At 71.4% G+C, this 21,413-nt stretch carries 19 protein-coding genes; 8 read left to right on the forward strand and 11 right to left on the reverse strand.

Going from position 1 to position 21,413, the window contains the following annotated elements:
* Positions 1 to 60 precede the first annotated feature (60 nt).
* From I4Q55_RS50585 to I4Q55_RS17230, 6 genes are all read right to left on the reverse strand, one after another.
* Positions 61 to 2,181, reverse strand: coding sequence for an esterase (locus I4Q55_RS50585; RefSeq protein WP_206788941.1), 2,121 nt, complete (start codon positions 2,179 to 2,181; stop codon positions 61 to 63).
* Positions 2,178 to 3,281, reverse strand: coding sequence for an alpha/beta hydrolase (locus I4Q55_RS17210; RefSeq protein WP_206788943.1), 1,104 nt, complete (start codon positions 3,279 to 3,281; stop codon positions 2,178 to 2,180). Before I4Q55_RS17210 ends, I4Q55_RS50585 begins: the two co-directional genes overlap by 4 nt.
* Before the next feature lie 21 nt (positions 3,282 to 3,302).
* Positions 3,303 to 4,286 carry an ABC transporter permease subunit gene (locus tag I4Q55_RS17215; RefSeq protein WP_206788945.1) on the reverse strand — a complete coding sequence of 328 codons (984 nt, stop codon included), beginning with the start codon at positions 4,284 to 4,286 and terminating at the stop codon, positions 3,303 to 3,305.
* Positions 4,283 to 5,164 carry an ABC transporter ATP-binding protein gene (locus I4Q55_RS17220; RefSeq protein WP_206788947.1) on the reverse strand — a complete coding sequence of 294 codons (882 nt, stop codon included), beginning with the start codon at positions 5,162 to 5,164 and terminating at the stop codon, positions 4,283 to 4,285. Before I4Q55_RS17220 ends, I4Q55_RS17215 begins: the two co-directional genes overlap by 4 nt.
* Positions 5,161 to 5,556 (reverse strand): GntR family transcriptional regulator, encoded by a 396-nt coding sequence (locus tag I4Q55_RS17225; protein WP_206788948.1) that lies wholly within the window; start codon positions 5,554 to 5,556, stop codon positions 5,161 to 5,163. The genes I4Q55_RS17220 and I4Q55_RS17225 overlap by 4 nt, the downstream gene beginning before the upstream one ends.
* Positions 5,557 to 5,788: 232 nt before the next feature.
* Positions 5,789 to 7,183 carry an NAD(P)/FAD-dependent oxidoreductase gene (locus I4Q55_RS17230; protein WP_206788950.1) on the reverse strand — a complete coding sequence of 465 codons (1,395 nt, stop codon included), beginning with the start codon at positions 7,181 to 7,183 and terminating at the stop codon, positions 5,789 to 5,791.
* Between the two features lie 92 nt (positions 7,184 to 7,275).
* On the opposite strand from I4Q55_RS17230, the gene I4Q55_RS17235 reads away from it, so the two are divergent.
* The 4 genes from I4Q55_RS17235 to I4Q55_RS17250 all read left to right on the forward strand — a co-directional run bounded on the left by I4Q55_RS17235 (position 7,276) and on the right by I4Q55_RS17250 (position 13,293).
* Positions 7,276 to 8,190, forward strand: coding sequence for an SAM-dependent methyltransferase (locus tag I4Q55_RS17235; RefSeq protein ID WP_374194474.1), 915 nt, complete (start codon positions 7,276 to 7,278; stop codon positions 8,188 to 8,190).
* Positions 8,191 to 8,293: 103 nt separating this feature from the next.
* Complete coding sequence (locus tag I4Q55_RS17240; RefSeq protein ID WP_206788951.1) at positions 8,294 to 8,965, forward strand: hypothetical protein; 672 nt, start codon at positions 8,294 to 8,296, stop codon at positions 8,963 to 8,965.
* Positions 8,966 to 9,274: 309 nt separating this feature from the next.
* Positions 9,275 to 10,855, forward strand: a complete 1,581-nt coding sequence (locus tag I4Q55_RS17245) for a DNA polymerase Y family protein (RefSeq protein ID WP_206788952.1) — start codon at positions 9,275 to 9,277, stop codon at positions 10,853 to 10,855.
* A 146-nt stretch (positions 10,856 to 11,001) separates the two neighbouring features.
* Positions 11,002 to 13,293: an Orn/Lys/Arg decarboxylase N-terminal domain-containing protein gene (locus tag I4Q55_RS17250; RefSeq protein ID WP_206788953.1), complete on the forward strand. Its 2,292-nt coding sequence runs from the start codon at positions 11,002 to 11,004 to the stop codon at positions 13,291 to 13,293.
* A 274-nt stretch (positions 13,294 to 13,567) separates the two neighbouring features.
* Here I4Q55_RS17250 and I4Q55_RS17255 read toward each other — a convergent pair whose 3' ends face one another.
* Positions 13,568 to 14,341, reverse strand: coding sequence for a class I SAM-dependent methyltransferase (locus I4Q55_RS17255; RefSeq protein ID WP_307793234.1), 774 nt, complete (start codon positions 14,339 to 14,341; stop codon positions 13,568 to 13,570).
* 193 nt (positions 14,342 to 14,534) lie between these two features.
* On the opposite strand from I4Q55_RS17255, the gene I4Q55_RS17260 reads away from it, so the two are divergent.
* Positions 14,535 to 14,900, forward strand: coding sequence for a hypothetical protein (locus I4Q55_RS17260; protein ID WP_206788954.1), 366 nt, complete (start codon positions 14,535 to 14,537; stop codon positions 14,898 to 14,900).
* 624 nt (positions 14,901 to 15,524) lie between these two features.
* Positions 15,525 to 16,076: a hypothetical protein gene (locus tag I4Q55_RS17265; RefSeq protein ID WP_206788955.1), complete on the forward strand. Its 552-nt coding sequence runs from the start codon at positions 15,525 to 15,527 to the stop codon at positions 16,074 to 16,076.
* A gap of 99 nt (positions 16,077 to 16,175) precedes the next feature.
* Here the strand turns inward: I4Q55_RS17265 and I4Q55_RS17270 are convergent, their stop codons facing one another.
* A complete protein-coding gene (locus tag I4Q55_RS17270; protein WP_206788956.1) occupies positions 16,176 to 17,597 on the reverse strand; it encodes a M1 family metallopeptidase in 1,422 nt (473 codons plus the stop codon).
* A 218-nt stretch (positions 17,598 to 17,815) separates the two neighbouring features.
* Here I4Q55_RS17270 and I4Q55_RS17275 point away from each other — a divergent pair, with 218 nt between their 5' ends.
* On the forward strand, positions 17,816 to 19,849 hold the full coding sequence (locus tag I4Q55_RS17275; protein WP_242546183.1) for a cellulose binding domain-containing protein: 2,034 nt from the start codon (positions 17,816 to 17,818) through the stop codon (positions 19,847 to 19,849).
* Positions 19,850 to 19,867: 18 nt separating this feature from the next.
* Here the strand turns inward: I4Q55_RS17275 and I4Q55_RS17280 are convergent, their stop codons facing one another.
* The 3 genes from I4Q55_RS17280 to I4Q55_RS17290 form a co-directional block, all read right to left on the reverse strand.
* A complete protein-coding gene (locus I4Q55_RS17280) occupies positions 19,868 to 20,083 on the reverse strand; it encodes a hypothetical protein (RefSeq protein WP_206788957.1) in 216 nt (71 codons plus the stop codon).
* Positions 20,084 to 20,208: 125 nt separating this feature from the next.
* A complete protein-coding gene (locus tag I4Q55_RS17285; protein ID WP_307793235.1) occupies positions 20,209 to 20,526 on the reverse strand; it encodes a methyltransferase domain-containing protein in 318 nt (105 codons plus the stop codon).
* On the reverse strand, positions 20,523 to 20,924 hold the full coding sequence (locus I4Q55_RS17290) for an SRPBCC family protein (RefSeq protein ID WP_206788959.1): 402 nt from the start codon (positions 20,922 to 20,924) through the stop codon (positions 20,523 to 20,525). The genes I4Q55_RS17285 and I4Q55_RS17290 overlap by 4 nt, the downstream gene beginning before the upstream one ends.
* A 53-nt stretch (positions 20,925 to 20,977) precedes the next feature.
* On the opposite strand from I4Q55_RS17290, the gene I4Q55_RS17295 reads away from it, so the two are divergent.
* Positions 20,978 to 21,394, forward strand: a complete 417-nt coding sequence (locus I4Q55_RS17295) for a MarR family winged helix-turn-helix transcriptional regulator (protein ID WP_206788961.1) — start codon at positions 20,978 to 20,980, stop codon at positions 21,392 to 21,394.
* Positions 21,395 to 21,413: the final 19 nt, after the last annotated feature.

Raw genomic sequence — 21,413 nt, forward strand, 5'->3', positions numbered from 1 at the left:
GGGGGAAGGTCGTGAGTGAGAAACAGTGTTAGCACACTGTTTCTCACTCACGACGGCTTTTCACCGGCAGAACGAGACTTCCGGGTAGCCCGGCCGGTCGAGGATCGGCCGCGGTTCGCCACGCAGGTGCCGGTCGAAGAACGCGTTCACGTACGCGCGGGTGATCTCGCTCGCCCGCGCCGCCGCGTTCGGGCCGCGCAGGGGGACGCCGAACTCCTCGGCCAGCAGCCCGACGTCGGTGAAGGACGCGTGCTGCGTGCCCGCCACCTCGATCCACCGCTTCCACCCGGTCAGCTGCGCGTAGTCCCGTTCCCACTCCACGTTGCCCGGCGCGCACTTCGGCACCTGCTCGTGGTTGACGAACAGGAACGGCCGCGACAACCCCGGTGCGGTCAGCGGGACCTTGTTGGACCCGTCGATGTCGATCCCCGCCTTGATCCGGTCGTCCGCGACCATTGCGGGGATGGTGCTCCCGCCGCCCACGGAGTGCCCGGCCATGCCGATCCGCGCGGGGTCGATCAGACCCGGCCGGGAGCGGAGCAGCGAGTCCAGCACGAACGAGACGTCGGCGGCCCGGCCCCGTTCCAGCTTCTGCCAGAACGTGTCATCGTGCGGGACCTCGCAGGAGGCGCACCCGGCGAAGTGCCCGTCCGGGAAGCTCTGGCCGGTGTTCTCGTGCGTGTGGCCGATCAACGCGACCGCGTACCCGTGGCTCGCCAGGTCCTCGGCCAGCGTGCTCAGCGTGGCGCGGGGCTTGGTGTAGCCCGGGGACAGCACGACCAGCGGCAGCCCGCGTCCGGCGGGGCGGGCGTCGGCCACCGAGTTGGTCACCATCGTCGTGAGCAGGTCCGCGGGCACGTCGAGGCCGCTGCCCTGCAGCAACGCCGCCGACTCCGCCGGGGTCAGGTACTGCGTCTTCGGGCCCTTCGCCGACGCGGCCGGGTAGAACAGGGTCACCATCAGTTCCCGGTAGGGGACCGACGGCACCCACGGGTCGGGGCGCGAAGTGTCCTTCAGGTACACCGCCGTGCTGCCCACCAGCCGGTCGCCGGTCGGGGCGGGCAGGTACGGCGTCGACGTCCGGGCGAAGGCGACCTCCGGGTACCGCGCCGACGGCTGGTCCAGCAGCGGCTGCGGCTTGCCGCGCAGGTGCCGGTCGAAGAACGCCCGGACGTACGCCGCGGTGATCGCCTGCCCGCGCACGGCCGGGGTGGTCGCGCCGAAGCCGAGGCCCAGCTGCTCGCCCACCAGGCCGATGTCGGTGAACGACGGGTGCTGCGCGCCGGCCACGGTGAGCCAGCGTTTCCAGCCCTTGAGCTGCGCCCAGTCCCGTTCCCAGGACCCGGCTTCGTCGCCGGTGCCCGGCGTGTACGTGTTCGCCCGGCCCAGGAACAGGAACGGCCGGTCGAGCCCGGGCGCGAGCAGCGGGTCGTCCGTGGTCCCGTCGATGTCGATCCCGGCCTTGAGCCGCGGATCGGCCACCATGGTGCCGATCGCGCTCGCGCCGCCGACGGAGTGCCCGGCCATGCCGATCCGGGTGTTGTCGAGCAGCGGCGCCCACTTCGAGCGCGCCAGCGAGTCCAGGACGAACGAGACGTCCTTCGCCCGGCCGCGCCCCAGCTTCTGCCAGAACTCCAGGTCGTAGCTGCCGCAGGCCGCGCAGCCGGTGACCCGGCCGCCCGGGAAGGTGGTGGCCACGTTCTCGTAGGTGTGGTCGACCAGGATCACCAGGTAGCCGTGGCTCGCCAGGTCTTCGGACAGCGACATCAGCTCGGCGCGGGGTCGCTTGAAGCCGGGGGACAGGACGACGGCGGGCAGCCCGCGCCCGGCCGGCCGCGCGTCGACGACGGCGTCGGTGCGGACCGTCGTCATGACCAACGGCGGGATGCCTTCGATGCCGGCTTCGTCGAAGACGGCCTTCGCTTCGGCCTCCGACATGAACTGCTTTTTCGGCCCTGGTGCGGGAACCGCCGGGTAGAAGAGGGAAACCATCAGCTCGCGGTAGGGCACCGACGGCACCCACGGGTCGGGGCGCGAGGTGTCCTTGAGGTACAGCGACGTCGTGCCGACCGGCCGGTCACCGGTCGGTTCCGCCAGCGCGAGGGCCGGTTCCGCCGAGGCTGTCGATGAGGTCAGCGCGAGCGTGAGTGCGGTGACGACCATGAGGCTCTTCAGTTTCATCCGATGAAGGTCACTTCCGGGTAAGCGGGCGAGGGCGCGGTCAGCAGCGGTTGCGGACGGCAGCGCAGGTGCAGATCGAAGAAAGCGCTTACGTACGTCCGGGTGACGGCCAGCGCGCGGTAGGGGTCGATCGAGTCGCCGATGTCGACGCCCAGCTGCTCGGCGAGCACGCCGAGGTCGGTGAACGACGCGTGGACCGTGCCGGACACCATCAGCCAGCGCTTCCAGCCGGTGAGGTGCGCCCAGTCCGTTTCCCAGTCGTCGTACGGACCGGGAGCGCCCGGGGTGTAGTAGTCCGTGCTGCCCAGGAACAGGAACGGCCGGGCCAGCCCGGACGCCGGAACCGGGACGTGGACACTGCCGTCGATGTCGGCCCCGGCGCGGATCCGGGGATCGGCCAGCATCGCCTGGGTGGTGATCGCGCCACCCGCGGAGTGGCCGGTCATGCCGATCCGGTTGCGGTCGATCAGCGCGCCCCACTGCGAGGACAACAGCGAGTCGAGCACGAACGACGTGTCCTTCGACCGGACCTGCGCGAACTTCTCCCAGAACCCCGGCAGGTCGTCGACCTCGCAGGCGGCGCAGCCGGTGACGTGGCCGTCGGGGAAGGTGGTGGCGCGGTTTTCGTAGGTGTGGTCGATCGCCGCGACGGCGTACCCGCGGCTGGCGAGGTCTTCGGCCAGCGCGGTGAGCGTCGCCCGGGGCTGCGTCCAGCCGGGGGACAGCACGACCAGCGGCAGGCTGTGCCGCCGCCCGGCCGGCTTCGCGTCGACGACGGCGTTCGTCCGGACCGTGCTGAGGACGTCCAGGGGCAGGCCCGGGATGTTCTGCCGCTCGAGGTTGCGGGTGGACTCGAGCGGGGTCATGTACTGCTTCTTCGGCCCGTTCGCCGAGGTCGCCGGGTAGAAGACGGAGACCATCAGCTCCCGGTAGGGTACGGCCGGCACCCACGGGTCGGGGCGCGAAGTGTCCTTGAGGGACAGTGTGGTGACGCCGACGGGCTGGTGCCCGGCCGGGCGGGGCAGAGACGGCGTCGTGGCCGCCGAAGCGGGTGTCGACAAAGCCACGGTCAAGGCGGTGGCCACCGCGAGAGTACGCATGAATCCCCCAGTCGGATTTCGTCAGGACAGGTGGCGGAGACGGCGGAAGCAGAACCAGGTGAGCAGGGCCGTCATGGCGAGGTAGAGCGCGAGTTCGAGCCACTGCAGCGGCCAGAACCGGGACCCCGGCTGGAAGGTCAGGCGCTGCTGGTAGCCGTGCGTGCCCAGCTGGGCCATGCACCGTTCCATCGTGCCGCGCTCCGGCGGGCCCGCACCCGGCCTCGGAGCGCAGACCTGCACGAACTCCGGCAGCGGGTCGGCGACCTGCCCGGCCGGGTCCACCGTTTCGTTCGCCAGCTCCCACGCGCCGGCCGGCTTCCGCACGCCGATCTCGGTGATCCCCTCCTTGTCGTTGCCGGTGATGTTCGTGATGTCCCTGCCGACGATCGGGACCGTCAGCGTCTGCGGCGGCAGCAGGTACGGCCGCACGAAGTTCGGCACCAGGAGCAGCACGGCGGCGAGCGTCACGAGGGTGACGGCCATGGCGGCCACGGTCCGCTTCAGCAGCATCCCGACCGCGACCCCGAGCGCGAGGGCGAAGGCCGCGTAGCCGATCGGGACGATGCCGCGCGCGCCGAACACCACGGGCGCGATGCGGGGCAGCATGCCGCGATCGGTCTGCTGCGCGGCGAGCGCGTCGATCGGGCTCGCCCACCAGGAGACCGCGGCGCTCAGCACCGCGGCGGCGAGCATCGCGGCGAGGAGACCGAACCCGAGCTTGGTCGTGAGCCACTGCTTGCGCGTGACGGTCTGGTTCCAGACGAGACTGTGCGTGCCGCTCTCCAGCTCGCGGGTGATCATCGGGACGCCCCAGAAGACGCCGATCACCGCGGGCAGCAGGTACAGCACCAGGATCGTGCCGCTGAAGAGGACGTCCTGGTCGGAGAAGTCGGTGCGGCCCACCAGATCGGGTCCGGTGACCGCGAGCACGAGGGCGATCGCGATCAGGCCCGCGAACACCGACAGCGCGGGGAGGCGGAACTGGCGCCAGGTCAGCCAGGTCATCGGAGGACCTCCAGGGCGGGGCGGGCGGCGGTGGGGTTGCTCATGTACTCGAGGACGAGGTCCTCCAGGCCGAGCTGCCCGACCGTCCACGCGGGATCGAGGATCGGCGCCTCGGTACGGACGAGGACGGTGGTCTGGCGGTCGGTGTGCTTCGCCGAGACGACGTGCTGGTCGGCCGGCAGCGTGTCGAGGTCGCGGCGCGGCCCGGTGAGCCGGTGGTGCGTGGCGAGCAGCGTCTCCACCTCGCCGATCACGCGGACCTGCGAGGCCACCAGGACGACGAGGTGGTCGCAGACCCGCTCGAGGTCGTGGACCAGGTGGGAGGACATCACGACGGACAGCCCGTGTTCGGCGACGGCTTCCATGAGGTCCTGCAGGAACTCCCGGCGCGCCAGCGGGTCCAGCGCGGCGACCGGCTCGTCGAGCAGCAGCAGCTCGGGGCGCTTGGCGATGCCGATCGTGAGCGCCAGCTGGGCACGCTGGCCACCGGAGAGCTTGCCGGCGTGCTGCTTCGGGTCGAGCCCGAGCCGTTCGACGCGTTTTTCGGCGAGCGAGGCGTCCCAGCCCGGGTTGAGGCGGGCGCCGAGCCGCAGGTGCTCTTCGATGGTCAGTCCACTGTAGACCGGAGTGTTCTGGGCGACGTAGCCGACTTTGGCCAGCTGCTCCGGGCCGCTGCCCGGCACCCCGCCGCACACCTCGATCGTGCCGGTCGTCGGCTCCAGCATGCCGGCCGCGATGTTCAGCAGCGTCGACTTGCCGGCGCCGTTGGGCCCGACGAGCCCGGTGACGTGGCCGGCTTCGATCTCCAGCGTGCAGCCGGTGAGCGCGTGCTTGCGCTGGTACTTCTTGCCCAGTCCCTGGGCGCGCAGGACGGTCACGCTATTCCCTCTCTGGCGGAGTCGCGAAACGTGGACATCAGCAGGGCCTCGATGCTCTCTTCGTCGAGACCGGCCTTGCGGGCCTTGCCCAGCCAGCGGCGCAGCTCCTGCCGCAACGGGCCCATCGCGGCGAACGAGGCGCCGCCGTTGAGCGTCGCCGTCACGAAGGTGCCGACGCCGGGCCGGGCCGCGACGAGGCCGTCGTGCTCCAGCTCGCGGTAGGCCTTCAGCACGGTGTTCGGGTTGATCGCGAGGCTCGTGACGACGTCCTTGACCTTCGGCAGCTGGTCTCCCTCGGACAGCAGGCCGAGGCGCAGCGCGTGCCGCACCTGCTGGACCAGCTGCTGGTACGGCGACAGGCCGGACCTCGTGTCCAGGTGGAACTCGATCATCGGCAACTCCATTTATCTAGTTACCTAGCACTATAGCTAAGTAGTGACGCTGGGTGCCAGTGATCTTTTCGTCGCGGTGGGGCCCGCGGTCGCGTCCGCGGCACCGGCGACTGCGGGAGCGCGGCAAGTGGCCGTGGCTGTTCTCCGACGAGCTGCGCGCGCGGTTCGACCGAGGGCTACGGGCACTCGTCGATGCTCGTGCCGGGCACGTGCACCGAGAAGGCAAGCGGGACTACCGGATCTCGGGGACCTGCCCGGCCGCGGGCACGACCTGCGGGATCGACGACAGTCCCTTCGCGGGCTGATCGGGGCGGGCCGCGCCGGCTTCGGTGCGGCCCGCCGCCACGAAGGCGTCACGTGGGTGCTGCACCGACGCCAGGCTGAGGATGTCGCGGCCGAACAGCGCCTGCGTCAGCCACACCGCGAGCACCCGGACCTTGCGTTCCCAGGTGGGCACGGCGAGCACGTGGTAGCCGCGGTGCATGAGCCACGCCGGCAGGCCCTTGATGACGAGCCGCTTGTACTGGAAGATCCCGCGGCCCAGGCCGAGCGTCGCGATCGCGCCGAGGCTGTGGTGGACGTACGGCTTCGGTTCCCGGCCGCGCAGCGTCGCGACGATGTTGCGGGCCAGCAGCTTTCCCTGCCGGTAGGCGTGCTGGGCGTTGGGCACGGTCCGCGTGCCCGGCACCGGCGAGGTGAGGTCGGGTACGGCGGCGTCGTCCCCGGCGGCCCAGGCGCCGGCCACGCCCTCGACCCGCAGATCCGGCCGCACGACGAGGTAACCGCGTTCGTCGACCGGCAGGTCGGTGTGCCGCCCGACGACCGGGTTGGCGCCGTTGCCCGCGGTCCAGACGATCAGCTCGGCGTCGAACTCCTCGCCGGTCGAAAGCGTCACGTGACCGTCCTTCGCCGACGTCACCAGGGTGTTCAGGTGGACGTGGGCACCGCGGCGCCGCAGTTCCCGCACGACCCAGCGGCCCGGCTCGTCGGTGACCTCGGGCAGGATGCGGTCCGACGCCTCGACGAGGTGGAACCGCAGCTCGTCGCGGTGCAGTTCGGGGTAGCGCTTGAGCAACGCCGTCGCCAGCGACAGCAGCTCGCCGAAGCCCTCGACACCCGAGAAGCCACCGCCGACGAAGGTGACGGTGAGCAGCTTCCGGCGTCGTGGGCCTTCGGGCAGCGCGGCGGCGCGGTCGAAGGCGGTGAGCAGCCGGTCCCGGATCGCGACGGCCTCTTCGACGTGCTTGAGGCCGATGGCCTGGTCGGCGATGCCGGGCACGGGCAGCGTCCGGGTGACCGCGCCGGCGGTGACGACGATCAGGTCGTAGCTCTCTTCGAAGGCTTCGCCGTCGGCAGGCTGCACGGTGACGACGCGGTGGCTGTGGTCGATGGCGGTCACCTTCCCGGCGACGATCCGGGTGCGGCGCAGGTGCCGCCGCAGCGGCACCCCGGCGTGCCGGGCCTCGACCGAGCCGGCCACGACCTCGGGCAGGAACGGCTGGTAGGTCAGGTAGGGCCGCGGGTCGACGAGAGTGACCTCGGCCTCCCCGCGACGCAGCTTCTTCTCGAGCTTCCAGGCGGCGTAAAAACCGGCGTAACCACCACCGACGATCAGGATCCGGCGCATTTCGTCCTCTTTTCTCGCTTCACCCCCTGGACGAGACGGCGGCCGGCGGTGTGACCGCGAGCTGCGTCACAGGGATCGGGCAGAATCCGGGGGTGGCTTCCCGGCATGACGGCGACACCTGGGATCCGGCGTCGAGCGTCGGCGCGACCGCCACGATGGCCGCGGCGGCGCGGGCGATCGCGACCCGCTCGGATCCCGCGCGCGTCGACGACCGGTTCGCCGAACCGCTCGTCCGGGCCGTCGGCGTCGACCTGCTCACCCGGCTGGCGAGCGGCGAAACCGCGCCCGGCGACCTGGTCGAGCAGGTCTGGATCGACGTGGCCAAGGTGCGGACCCGGTTCTACGACGTGTTCTTCCGCGAGTCGACGCTCCCGCAGGTCGTGATCCTGGGCGCGGGGCTGGATTCGCGCGCGTACCGGCTGCCGTGGCCCGCCGGGACCGTCGTGTACGAGGTCGACCGGCCGGAGGTCCTCGAGTTCAAGACCCGCACCCTGGCCGAGTTGGGTGCGGAGCCCACCGCCGACCGGCGGGTGGTCCCGGCCGACCTGCGCGAGGACTGGCCGGCCGCGCTGTACGGCTTCGGCTTCGACCCGCGGCGGCCGACCGCGTGGAGCGCCGAAGGCCTGCTCGGCTACCTGCCGCCCGAGGCGCAGGACCGCCTGCTGGACGTCGTCACCGGGCTCAGCGCGCCGGGCAGCAGGCTGGCGACGGAAAACCGGCCCGGCCCGCGACCGGGCGACGAGGAGAAGACGAAGGCCGGCCTGGACCGGATCTCCGGGCGCTGGCGTGCGGAGGGCTTCGACACGGACATGGCGAAGCTGCGCTATTCCGGTGAACGCAGCGACGTGGAGACCTTCCTGGCGACTCGTGGCTGGGTGCTGCGCGGGAACACCGTCCGCGAGCTGCTCGCCGCTCACGGCCTCGCCCCGCTGGGGGACGACGACCTGCGCACGGGCGACGTGCGGTACGTCAGCGGCGTCCTCCCCCGGGCGTGGCCCCCGGCTTGACAGCGGGCGCCGCGTCTCGCACTATGCGAACAAGTGTTCGATGAGTCTGGGTGCGCCGGTGGGCGTCTCCGGTACGAGTACGTGGTGCTGGAGGTGAGCGGTGGTGGCGGTGCCGGAGGCGCTCACGGCCATCCCGGGGATCCGCACGGCGGCGCAGCTGCGTGAGCCGGGCGACGGGGACGTGCTGACGGTGCTGCCCGAGCTGGCCGGCCTCCTCCCCGGCGGCGGTCTGCGGCGCGGCAGCACGGTCGCGGTCCGCGGCGCGAGGTCCCTGGTGCTGGCTCTCCTCGCGGCGGCAACCCGCAACGGTTCCTGGGCGGCGGTGACGGGCCTGCCGGACCTGGGCCTGGCCGCGGCGGCGGAGCTCGGCGTCGACCTGGAGCGCGTCGCGCTGGTGCCGGACCCGGGCGCGGAGCTGGTGGCGGTGCTGTCGGCCCTGGTAGACGGCTTCGACCTGGTGGTCCTCGGCCCGGCTTCGGTGCCGCCGCAGACGGCTCGCCGGCTGACGGACCGGGTCCGCAACCGGGGAACGGTCCTGCTGAAGGCGGGGGCGTGGCCGGGAGCGGACCTGGAGCTGAAGGTGTCGGGCCGCCGCTGGCACGGCCTGACCCCGGACGGCCACGGCCACCTGCGCACCCGCGACGTGGTGGCGACGAGCCGGGGCCGGGGCGCGGCGGCGCGCCCGTCGTCGGTGGGGTTGCAGCTGCCGGGCCCGGAAGGGGCGGTGGCCGGCGCCGGCTTGCCGGGACGACGGCTGGCCGAGGTGGCCGGGTGACGTCGATGGCAAGCCGGCGAACCCCCGCGGGCGGCCGGGTCGAGGCATGACCACCCGAGTGCCGCTCCCGGTCACGCGAGTGCCGGTCCCGGTCGCGCGGGTTTCGGTCCCGGTCGCGCGGGTTTCGGTCCCGGTCACGCGAGTGCCGCTTCCGGTCGCGCGGGTTTCGGTCCCGGTCACGCGAGATCCGCTTCCGATCACGCGAGTTCCGGTCCCCCTCACGGCCGCGGCGGCAAACCTGCCCGAGCGCCCCCTGCCCGCGGCGCTCCCGCTCCCGCTTCCGCCCCGGCAGCACCCGCCGGCCGCCGGATGAGTGCTGCGCCACGGTTGCTCGTGCTGTGGTGCCCGGACTGGCCGGTCGTCGCCGCCGGGGCCGCTGCCGGCGCCCCACCCACCGCTCCCGCCGCCGTCTTCGCCGGCAACCGCGTCGTGGCCTGCTCCGCCTCCGCGCGGCAGCACGGTGTCGGGCGGGGGATGCGGCGCCGGGATGCCCAGTCGCGCAGTCCGGGGCTCCTCGTGCACCAGCACGATCCCGATCGCGATGCCCGGCTGTTCGAACCCGTGGCCGCCGCCGTCGAAGCGCAGGCCGTCGGGGTCGAGGTCGTGCGGCCGGGCATCGTCGCCGTGCCCGTCGACGGGGCCGCCGGGTACTTCGGCGGGGAGGCCGCCCTCGCCGAGCTGCTCATCGACGAGGTCGCCGCGCGGGCCGGCGTCGAATGCCAGGTCGGGATCGCCGACGGGCTGTTCGCCGCCACCCTCGCCGCCCGGCGGTCGGCTCTCGTGCCACGCGGGAAAGCGAAGGAGTTCCTCGCGCCGCTCTCCATCGCCGAGCTGAACCAGCCGGGTGACGACCGCGGCGAGCTCGTCGACCTGCTCAAGCGGCTCGGCCTGCGCACCCTCGGCGCGTTCGCCGCGCTGGCCGAACGCGACGTCGCCGGCCGCTTCCCGCAGGACGCCATCGCCGCCCACCGGCTCGCCCGTGGCCGCTCCGAACGCCCGCCCCTGCGCCGTGCCCTCCCGCCGGACCTGGCGGTCACCGAAACCTTCGACGACCCCCTGCAAAGAATCGACGAAGCCGCCTTCGTCGCGAAGACCCTCGGCGAACGCTTCTTCGCCGGGCTCGCGAACCACGGTCTCGCCTGCACGCGCCTGGCCATCGTCGCCGTCACCGAAGCCGGCGAAGAACGCGTCCGCGTCTGGCGCTGCGCCGAGCCCCTCACCGCCCGCGCGACGGCCGACCGCGTGCGGTGGCAGTGCGAAGGCTGGCTCACCACGCGGGACCGGCCCACCGCGGGCATCGTCCGGCTGCGCCTCGATCCCGAAGAGGTCGTCGGCGGCCAGGCGCTGCAGCTGCAGCTCGGCTCGGTCGGCCCCGACGCCGGCGCCGCCGAACGCGCCGGCCGCGCCCTGGTCCGCATCCAGGGCTTGCTGGGCCCGGACGCGGTCGTCACCCCGCTGCTGGACGGCGGCCGCGGCCCGGCCGAACGCGTCCGGCTCATCCCGTGGGGCGAGCCGCGCCGCCCCCTCCTCGCGGACCGCCCGTGGCCGGGCCGCCTGCCCGCGCCGTCACCGACGGTCGTGCCGCCCCACCCGGTGCCGGCGGAGGTGCTCGACGCGGTCGGCGACGTCGTCCGCTGCACCGCGCGCGGCGAGCTGGGCTACCCGCCGTCGACGGTCGCGGTCGACGGCGGGCCGCCCCGCCGGGTCCTCGGCTCGGCGGGCCCGTGGCTCGTGCACCCGGCGCTGCCCGGCCGCCGCGGCGAGCGGCCGTTCGCCCGGGTCCAGGTGGTCCTGGAAGGCGACGCCGCGGAAGACGGCGACATCGCGCTGCTGCTGAGCGCCACCGTCGGGGAGGATCCACAGTGGACTGTCGAGGGCTGTTACGACTAGCCACGGAAGTGTGATGGAGCGCTACTGACAGGCACCATTCCGGAGCGCATTTCCCGAAAGCGCAACCGCGCATCAGACTTCCGGCCGATCGACGACGTCCCGGACCGGCGGCTATAACCGAAAGGATCTGCGGGAAAGGAATCGACGTGGCCGGTTCGACGGTTCTGCTGGCGTTGAACGAAATTCCGCCGGGATCGGTGCCCGATGCGCAGCTGGCCCGGATCTGCGAGCACCTCGCGGAAGACGGCCACGACGTCGTGCGCGCCGGCACCGGCGACGACGCGCTGGCTCTCGTGCAGACCCGTGCCGACCTCGCCGCCGCCCTCGTGAGCTGGGACCTCGCGGACGGCGGAAGAGGCAGCGAAGCCGTGCTGAAAGCACTGGTCGGCCGGTTCACCCGGCTCCCGGTGTTCCTGGTGACGACGACGGCGTCGGTGGACGACCTGCCGCTGTGGATTTCGGAAGTGATCTGCGGGTACGTGTGGCTGCTGGAGGACACGCCGGGATTCATCGCCGGCCGGATCGGCGTGGCCGCGCGCCGCTACCGGGACGAAATACTGCCGCCGTTCTTCCGGGAGCTCCGCCGGTTCGACGACACCCACGAATATTCCTGGCACACGCCGGCCCACGCGGGCGGGGTGGCTTTCCTGAAATCGCCGGTCGGGCGGGCGCTGTTCGACTACTACGGCGAACGGCTGTTCCGCACCGATCTCTCGATTTCCGTGGCGGAGCTGGGATCCCTCTTCGAGCACACCGGGCCGATCGGCGACGCCGAGCGCAACGCCGCCCGGATCTTCGGCGCCGACCTGACCTACTTCGTGCTGCACGGCGATTCCACCGGTGACCGCATCGCCCTGCACGCGAGCGTCGCCACCGACGAACTGGTGCTCGTCGACCGCAACTGCCACAAGGCGATCTACCACGGGCTGACGCTCACCGGCGGCCGTCCGGTCTACCTCGTGCCCACGCGCAACGGCTACGGGCTGATGGGCCCGATCCCGCCCGCCGCGCTCACCCGCGAAGCGATCGGTGACCTCGTGCCGCGCAGCCCGTTCGCGGCTGCGAGCGCCGCGCCGGAACCGGTGTACGCGGTCATCACCAACTCGACCTACGACGGCCTGTGCTACGACGCCGTCCACGTCGCCGAGCTGCTGGGCGCCAGCGTGCCGCGGCTCCACCTGGACGAGGCGTGGTTCGCCTACGCCCGGTTCCACCCGCTCTACGCCCGCCGCTACGGCATGGCCGTCGACGGCGACGTCGTGCCCGATGCCGTGCGGCCCACCGTGTTCAGCACCCAGTCCACCCACAAGCTGCTCGCCGCGATGTCCCAGAGCGCGATGCTGCACGTCAAGAGCTCGCCCCGGTCGCCGGTCGACCACCGGCAGTTCAACGAGACGTTCATGATGCACGCGACCACGTCACCGCTCTACCCGATGATCGCCGGGCTCGACGTCGCCGCCGGCATGATGGACGGGCCGGGCGGCCGGTGGCTGGTCGACGAGGCCGTCACCGAAGCCATCCGGTTCCGGCAGGCGGTGGCCCGCATCGGCCGCCGCATCGCCACCGCGGGGGACCGGCCCGCCTGGTTCTTCGGCACGTGGCAGCCGGACGAGGTCGACGATCCGCGCACCGGACAGCGTCACCCGTTCGCGGACGCCCCGCTGGACCTGCTGCGCACCGAGCCGGCCTGCTGGAGCCTCGAACCGGGGGCGGCCTGGCACGGCTTCCCCGGCTTGGAGGCGGGCTACTGCCAGCTGGACCCGGTCAAGGTCAGTGTCACCTGCCCGGGCACCGACGCCGCGGGCACCGTGGCCGAGCAGGGCGTCCCGGCGCGGATCCTCACCGCCTACCTCGAGACCCGGCGCATCGTCGTCGAGAAGACCGACGCGTACACCTGCTTGATCCTCTTCTCGATGGGCATCACCAAGGGCAAGTGGGGCACGCTCATCGACGGGCTCCTCGACTTCAAGGCGCTCTACGACACGGGAGCGCGCCTCGCCGACGTCCTGCCCGCCCTGGTCCGGGCCCACCCCGCCCGCTACGGCGATCTGACCCTGCGGGACCTGTGCGACGAGATGCACGCGCACCTGCGCAGGAGCGACCTCATCCCGCTCCTCGACGCGGCGTTCACCCACCCACCGCGCCCGGAGCTCACCCCGGCACAGACCTACCAGCGGCTGCTGCGCGGCGGCACCGAGCCGGTCCGCCTCGCCGAGCTCGCCCACCGCACGGTCGCCACCCAGGTCGTCACCACCCCGCCGGGCATCCCGGTCCTGATGCCGGGCGAGAACGCCGGCGGCCACGACGAACCCACCTTGCGCTACCTGCGGGCGCTGGAGGACTTCGACCGGCATTTCCCGGGGTTCCCCAGCGAAACCCACGGCGTCACGCGGGACCCCGAGGGCGACTACTGGATCACCTGCCTCCGGGTTTCGTGACCGCTGCGACGCGGGTGACTTCGGTCAGTCCACAGCGAAATCGGTGGGAGCCGGCGGTGGCCTTCGACAACCCGCGCGTGCCGTGGTCCGAAGTGGAGCGGATCGCCTCCGGGCGGCCGCCCGTTCCCGGGGACGGCAACTACGCGGGCCGCCGTGTCCGCTCGCCGTGACGTACGCAGCAGGAGTTGCGTTGACCGCCTGAACCCGCACCGGCGACAGGGCGCAAGCGTCCTGCGGGCAACCGCGGTCCGGCCAGGGACTGAGAGCCCGGTGTCTATACCTTGCTCGCGACCACCATGTAGTTCTCGGCCTCACGATCGAACGTGCTCACTTCCGGCCGGAGTCCGACCCGGTGCAGCTCGACTTCGAGTTCCTCGTACCGGTAGGGCCAGCAGGACAGCAGTTCCGAGCGGACACGAACCAACCCGGTCGCATCAACCTGGGCGATCGCAATCTCGATGTGGTGCTCCTCCTCCCAATGCGGCGCGATCTCCCAGCGGTAGACCACGACGGCATCGCGACCGTTCCGGCGGACGAGCCGGTCACTGATGTCCAGCCGGGAACCTCTGGCCCTCACGAGTTCCCAAGTGCGGGATGTGAGCACCAAGCGCCCGCCAGGGCGCAAGAGCCGTGACATCGACTCCAGAGCAGCGCCCCTGCCTGTCGCGCCCGCGGCATGGTGAAGCGAGTTGCCAACGCAGAACACCATGTCGAACGTGTTGTCCTCGAAATGGCCGGGCAACTCTTCCCAGGTCGCCCGCACGGCCCGGACGGCTGCCCCGAACTCCTCAGCCAACTCTGCAGTCCGTCGGACCATCGCTTCGCTGGCGTCAGTGGCGACAACCTGTATGCCACGACCGGCGAGGCCAACCGCCAACTGTCCGGTTCCGCACGAACAGTCGAGGACGTGAGCGTCCGGCGGCAGGAGACTGATGACGTCGTCGAACGACGCGGCGAACTCGGCCGGAGGCAACTTTGCATCCGAGATGAGCCATTCGTACACCTCGGCAAGCACGTCATAATCCGTCACAACCACTACCTCCGTCACGCAGCAGACTCCCGGCGGGGCGTCAGTCCATCAGCGGAGCAAGCCGAGCACCAATGGTTTTCGCGCGGGCAACCCGTCCGCGCGTGCCGCGGATGGGGCGAGCTGATGCGCTTGGGCATGAAGGCCGCACCCGGCTGCGGTTGCCGAAGCTGACATCCGGCCGAGCCTCGCCGTCGCGGACGGTCATCCGGAGATGATCGGCAGGCCGATGTTCACCGGGCCGCTGCTGCCGCACCTGTTCCAACGCAAGATCGGCTGGCGCAGCGAGATCATCAGCAGCAGGGTTCTCTGCCGGCTGCTCAACGACACCTTGCTACGCGGCGGGTTGACCGACCGCGCCGGCCAACCCTTGCGCTACACATTTACCCGAGATTTCGTGGTAATCGATCCGCGCTGTTCTGTTTGCGCGGTGTCGCCGGCTCCGAACGGTGCCGGGTCGATCCCGGCAGCAGTCAGTCGCGGCGCCGGTGCCTACATCGCAAGGTCTATCGCCCTGGTGGGTAGACACACGGTGAGGCCATCGAAATGGTGGGGCAACAGCTGCCGACGGCATGGCTGACCTCTAGCCAATAGCCGGCCTCATTCCTCGCGACCACCCTGTCGGCGTTGTCAGCCACAGTCGAAAACCCGTTGGCCCCGAGCCAATCGCGGATGCTCGCTTGTAGCCGGTCTATCACTGCCAAGTCGCCTTCCGCTCCAAAGACAACTCGATCCTCGCCAAAGCGATCCTCACCCGGCACGCATTCGCCGGCATGGGAATCGATGCCTGGTTGGCCGGTGTAGCCGACGGTGCCTGTTCCCAAGGAGGCGCCCTGCGGCGCGAGGACCTGCTGCTCGATGTCGTGCAGATAGGCGCCCGTCCTGGCTGCAGCATCGACCGCAGCCAGAGTCGGAGCCGGCACTGCCGGCGGAGCGGTAGCCGAACACGACGCCACGGCGAAGGCGACACCTGCGACCAGGAGCCCCGGCAAGCTGACACGACTGTCGACGCGCATCCGTCCAGTCTGTCAACGAATCCACACCTTCACCAGCGCGCTGACATCAGCATGCCATCCCGCCGCGAGAGGCTGGTCATGGTGTCACCGCCGTGAGACTACGAGATGGTGGTGCGCGCGAGGAGCACGGCGGGCGTGTGGTCGTCGACGGGCAACATCACGTGGACGGTGACGAACGGTGTCCCGCGGTGACCTCGAAGGAGTTCCAGGCAAACGCGCGGGTGTTTCCCGGCGCGTTCACGTTCGATGCCCGCCAGCCGGGCGCGGTGGCGTTCGAGTACTCGTTCGACTGGGGTCCGTTCCAGCAGCTGGCCGCTCAGAACGGGCGCGCCGAGCTGGCCTGGACGCCCCCGCTGCCGCCGGAAGGCTCGGCCGACCACAACCTGCGGGTGCGTACGGTGACGGCCGGCAACGTCTCCTCGCAGGAGATCACGTACTACTTCAACATCTTGAGCGCGCCGTACGTGTCGTCCAAGGAGTACCCGGAAAGCCAGTGGTCGGGCGGTGCCGGCGTGCCGGGCACGTTCACCTTCACGCCGGGGATGCCGGGAATCGTCTCGTACACCTACTCCATCCCGGGTGCCGTGACAGAGGAGGTCACGGTGCCGGCGGACGGTTCGGGCGCGGGGACGATGACGTGGGCCCCGCCGGACCGGGGCAGCTACGCGGTCCTCGTACGGGGCAACACGGCCGACGGAACCAGGTCGGGTGGCATCGGCTACTCGGTGTACGTCAGGTAACCCGCGTGACCAGCGGCCCCGCTCCCCGCCAGGGAGCGGGGCCGCCGGGTGGCTACCGGGTCCGGCGGCCGGGCAGCGTCGCGCCACCGCCGGGCGTGGTCAGAGCGTCGGCTTGCCCGGCCGGTACAGCCAGGTGTCGAAGAACGAGCCGAGGTCGCGGTTGGTCAGCCGCTCGACGAACTCGATGAACTGCCGCGTCGAGACGTTGCCGTATCGGTGCGTTGCCGGCCACAGCGTGAGCAGCCGGAAGAAGTCGCGGTCGCCGATCTTCGTGCGCAGTGCGTGCAGTGTCATCGCGCCGCGGTTGTAGACCAGGTCGTCGAAGATGTGGTCGCGTCCGGGGTCGGCGACTTCGCCGCTCCAGTCCTTCTCGCCGGCGTAGGTCTTCGCGAAGGTCTGTTGCACCGGGATGTTGCTGAACTTCTCCTGGTAGAGCCACTCCGAGTAGGTCGCGAAGCCTTCGTTGAGCCAGATGTCCGACCAGCGCGCCGGGGTGAGGCTGTCGCCGAACCACTGGTGGCCGAGTTCGTGGGCGAGCAGGTCGCCGTCGACGTCGCTGGTGCGCTGGTCGTAGACCGGGCGGCCCTGTGTCTCGAGGGAGTAGCCGACGCCGACGTCGGCGAGGATGCCGCCGGTCGAGTCGAACGGGTACGGCCCGTACAGCGAGGATTCCCATTGGACGATCTGCGCCGTGGTCTCGTTGAACACCTTGCCCTGACCGGGCTTCGTGTCGATCGGCTTGCCGATCGCGGTGATGTTCGGCAGCCCGCCGGCCGCCACGCCGCGGGTGACGTCGTAGCCGCCGATCGCGAGCATGCTCAGCTCGCTGGCCATCGGCCGGTTCATGGACCAGCGGAAGGTGGTCCGGTGATCGCGCGTGGTGGTGGGCCCGGGTTCACCGTTGGCCAGCACGGTGAGCCAGGTCGGCACGGTGATGGTCTGGGTGTAGGTCGCCTTGTCGGTGGGGGTGTCGTTCACCGGGTAGTAGGTCGCGGCGCCGATCGGCTGGTTGAGCGCGACCGCGCCGTCCTTGGTGGCGACCCAGCCGGAGACGCCGAGGGCGGGGTCGTCGACCTTCCGCGGGACGCCGGAGTAGCTCACCGAGACGACGAACGGGCTCCCCTTCCGCAGCCCGTCCGGCGGGGTGATCACCAGCTCCTGGGCGCCGCTGCGGGTGAAGGCGGCGTTCCGGCCGTTCACCGACAGCTTGCTGATCGTCAGCGGTCCCTGGAAATCCAGGTCGAAGCGGGAAAGGTTCTGCGTGGCCGTGGCGAGAACGGTCGTGGTCGCGTCGATCGCCCCGGTTTCGGGGGTGAACGCCAGCCGGATGTCGTAGTGGCCGACGTCGTAGCCGCCGTTGCCCATGTCGGGGAAGTACGGGTCCCCGGCGCCGGGAGCGCCGGGGGAGTACAGCGGTGCCGGCGCTGCTTCCGCCGCCGGGCTCGTCGCGGCCAGCAGACCGGCGGACAGTGCGCAGCAGACGACCCACAGGTGGCCACGGTTGCGGTCGGCGCCTCGCATAGCTCCTCCTCGGCAGTCATCGACGCTGAAGACTAGGACCGATCCGAGACGCGGATCAAGCCTGGTGATCGGCCTCGAAGCCCGATTGGGGCGGTTCGTGTTCCGTTGGGGTGACTGGGATGCGCGCGATCCGCATTGACTTCCGCGACGACCGGTGGTTCTCTCTCTGAGAGCGCTCTCAGCCATCCGTTCGTGCGGGACGAGAGGATGGACCCTTCATGACAGCTCGACGTCTGCGCTGGGCAGCGTGGCCGGTGATCGCCGTGCTCGCCGCGGCGGTGCCGGGAACGGGGGCGACCGCGGGGGCGGCGGCCACGCCCACGGCGACCGTCACCGTCAACGCCCGTGCCGGACTGGCGACCATGCCGGACACCGGGATCGGCGTCAACCACGCGGTGTGGGACAGCCAGCTGGGCACCGATGAAGTCGCCGACCTGCTCGGAGGAGCGGGTGTCCGCGCGATGCGGTACCCCGGCGGCTCCTACGGCGACATCTACCACTGGAAGGACCACACCGCGCCGGGCGGTTACGTCGCGCCCAACACCGATTTCGACACCTTCATGGGCGGGGTCCGAAGAGCCGGGGCACAGCCGATCGTCATCGCCAACTACGGCACCGGCACGCCGGAGGAGGCCGCGGACTGGGTGCGGTACGCCAACGTCACCAAGGGCTACGGCGTCAAGTACTGGGAGATCGGCAACGAGCTCTACGGCAACGGCCACTACGGGGCCAACTGGGAAGCCGACAACCACGCCGACAAGAGCCCGGCCGGGTACGCCGGCCTCGTCGTCGACTACGCCAAGGCCATGAAGGCCGTCGATCCGGGCGTCAAGATCGGTGCCGTGCTGACGACCCCGGCGAACTGGCCGGACGGCATCGTCGGCACCGGCGACGCGGCGACCTGGAACCAGACCGTGCTGTCGATCGCGGGCCCGCACATCGACTTCGTCATCCTGCACTGGTACCCGAGCGGCTCGACGGCCGCCGAATCGCTCACCAGGTCCGAGCAGGTGGACGACATGATCTACCTGGCGCGCGACCAGATCACGCGGTACGCCGGCGCGAACTCGGGCCGGATCGGCATCGCGATGACCGAGATGAACACTTCGGTCGGGATGAACACCCAGCCCGGCGCGCTGTTCGCCGCCGAGGCCTACAGTTCGTTGCTGGCCAACGGCGTCTTCACTGTCGACTGGTGGAACGTGCACAACGGCGCGACCAAACTGTCCACTGTGGCCGGACAGCCCGACTACGGCGACGCCGGCCTGCTCTCCAGCGCGACCTGCTTGGAAGGCGGCTGCGAGCCCGCGCTCAACACGCCGTTCGCGCCCTACTACGCCTTGAAGATGCTGAGCACGTTCGCGCGGCCCGGCGACCAGTTCGTCCGCGCCGGCGCGGACGACCCGCTGGTGAGCGCGCACGCCGTCCGGCGGCCGAACGGCGACCTCGCCGTGCTGCTGCTCAACAAGGACCCCGACCAGGCCAGGACGGTGACGCTGGACTACGCGGGCTACACGCCGGCCGGGGGCGCGCCGCAGGTGTTCACCTTCACCAACGGCGCCACGGCTCTCGCGGAGTCGGCGACCGGGACGAGCACTTCCCAGACGCTGCCGCCGTATTCGCTCACCACCCTCGTGCTGCACCCCGCGGCCGCCGCGTCCGGCGGGCCCGGGACGCCCGGGCAGCCGACCGGGACGGCGACCGACCGGACCGCGACGATCAGCTGGCCCGCGGCCGCGCCGGGCGCCCACCCGATCGCGAAGTACGAGGTCTACCGGCAGGTGGGCGCGGTGAGCGAGCAGTGGGGCGAGACCACCGGCACGTCGCTCGACGTCGGGAACCTCGTGCCCGGCAGCCGGTACACGGTCAACGTGCTGGCGCGCGACACGGCCGGGAACGTCTCAGCGGCCTCCCCGCCGCTGACGCTCACGACCGGCGCGCCGGCGACGAGCAGCTGCACGGTCCGGATGACCGACGTCACCGACTGGGCGAGCGGCTTCGTCGGCGGCATCCGCGTGACGGCGACCGGCGTGGCGGGGGACTGGACGTTGACGTTCAGCTGGCCGACCGCGCGACAGCGGCTCACCGGCGGCTGGAACGGCACCTGGGCGCAGAACGGGACGACGGTGACGGTGTCGTCGTCGGCCCCGACGGCGGCGGGGGTGGATGTCGGGTTCACCGCTGACTACAGCGGGCCGAACATCCTGCCGACGGCGTTCACCCTCAACGGCGTCCTCTGCGCGGCGGGCTGACCGCGGGTTCCTTCCTCCTCATCGGCGGAAGAGGCCGGTGAGGAGGAAGGGCACGCCGAACAGGCCGTCGGCGGGTTCGCCGTTCATGGCCCGGAGTTCGACTTCGGTGTAGCCGTCGAACAGGCGGCGGAGGTCGTCCGGGGCGTAGGCGAGGCCGCCGTCCCGGTCCGGCTGGGCGTCGGGGTTTTCGCCGCCCGAGCAGGGGTGTGTTGAAGCGAGGCCTCCCCTGTCCACAACGGGGCCGGGCTGTGGACAAGGGAGCTCGACCGGCGGTTTCGGGCGACTTTTCGTCGGACGGTCCCGATACGCTGGAGCGGGGACGGACCCCCTGGGAGGGCGGGTCCTGGCTGGGCGGCGGATCAGGGGGCGCCGGCGCGTTCCCGCGCCCAGGCGATCGCGGTCGGCGAAAGGTCGACGGCGTCCACTTCGTAGCCCGCGGCGGCGAGGCGGAGCGCGTTGCGGCCCGGCCCGCAGCCCAGCTCCAGGGCGCGGCCGCCGCGGAGGGAGCCGTCGCGGAGCCAGCCGTCGAGGTTCTCGTCGGGGTTGCTGACGAAGAACGGCACGGGCCGGTCGCGGTCGGCGTAGAAGCGGTCCCAGCGGTCGGGGGCCGGGTGGTCGTCGAAGAGGCCGTCGAGCATCCGCAGCAGGTCGTCGACGGTGCGGACGTCCCGGTTCACCGGCCGCTCTCGACGCGGTCGCGCACGGCCCGCAGCTCCTCGCCGACGACCGCCATCTGCGCGTCGACCGCCGATGGCTCGGTGTCCGTGGGGAAGAACAGGCTGAAGATCAGTTCGGCGCCGGTCAGGTTCGGCACCACGCGGGTGAACAGGCCCAGGTTCGGGGCGTCGGCGCTGACGACGTCGACGACGCCGTGTTCGGCCGCGACGCGCACGGCCACCCGCTGGGGGCCGCTTTCGGTGTGGACGCGCCAGATGTCGTCGTGGTCGTGGTCGACGGCGGTGGCGAAGCCCGGGGCCCATTCGGGGAGGTGCCGCGGGTCGGCGAGGTATTCGACGACCCGCGCGGGCGGGGCGGCGACGGAGATGGTGCGGGTTTCGGCTCGTCCTGGTTTCATGCCGGAAACGATACGCACCTGCGTATGATTTGTCGACGCGTAAAATCCGCCCGGTGAACGAGGACGACGATCTCGGAGCCCTCTGCGCCGGGGCGGGCCGCAGCCTGGCCGAAGCCGAGCGCCCGGTGCTGGCGAGGTACGGGCTCTCGATGTGGCAGTACGTCGTGCTGTCGGCACTGGCCGCCGGGGCGGCGCCCAGTCAGCTGGTGCTGGCCCAGCAGATCCGCTACGACAAGACCCGGTTGATCGGGCTGCTGGACGCGCTGGAGGCGGAGGGCCTGGTGGCCCGCGAGCCGGACCTGGCCGACCGCCGCGCCCGAGTGGTCCGGTTGACGTCGGCGGGCATCGAACGGCACGCGGCGGTCCGGGCGGCGATCCGCGAGGTGGAGGACGCGAAGCTGGCGGGGTTGCCGCCGGAGGTGCGGCGGGTGCTGCGGTCGGCCTTGGCGCACCTGGCGAACTCGGGCTGACCGCAGCGCCTCGCTTCGC

This window comes from Amycolatopsis sp. MtRt-6 (genome assembly GCF_017308975.1).
Lineage (GTDB): Bacteria > Actinomycetota > Actinomycetes > Mycobacteriales > Pseudonocardiaceae > Amycolatopsis.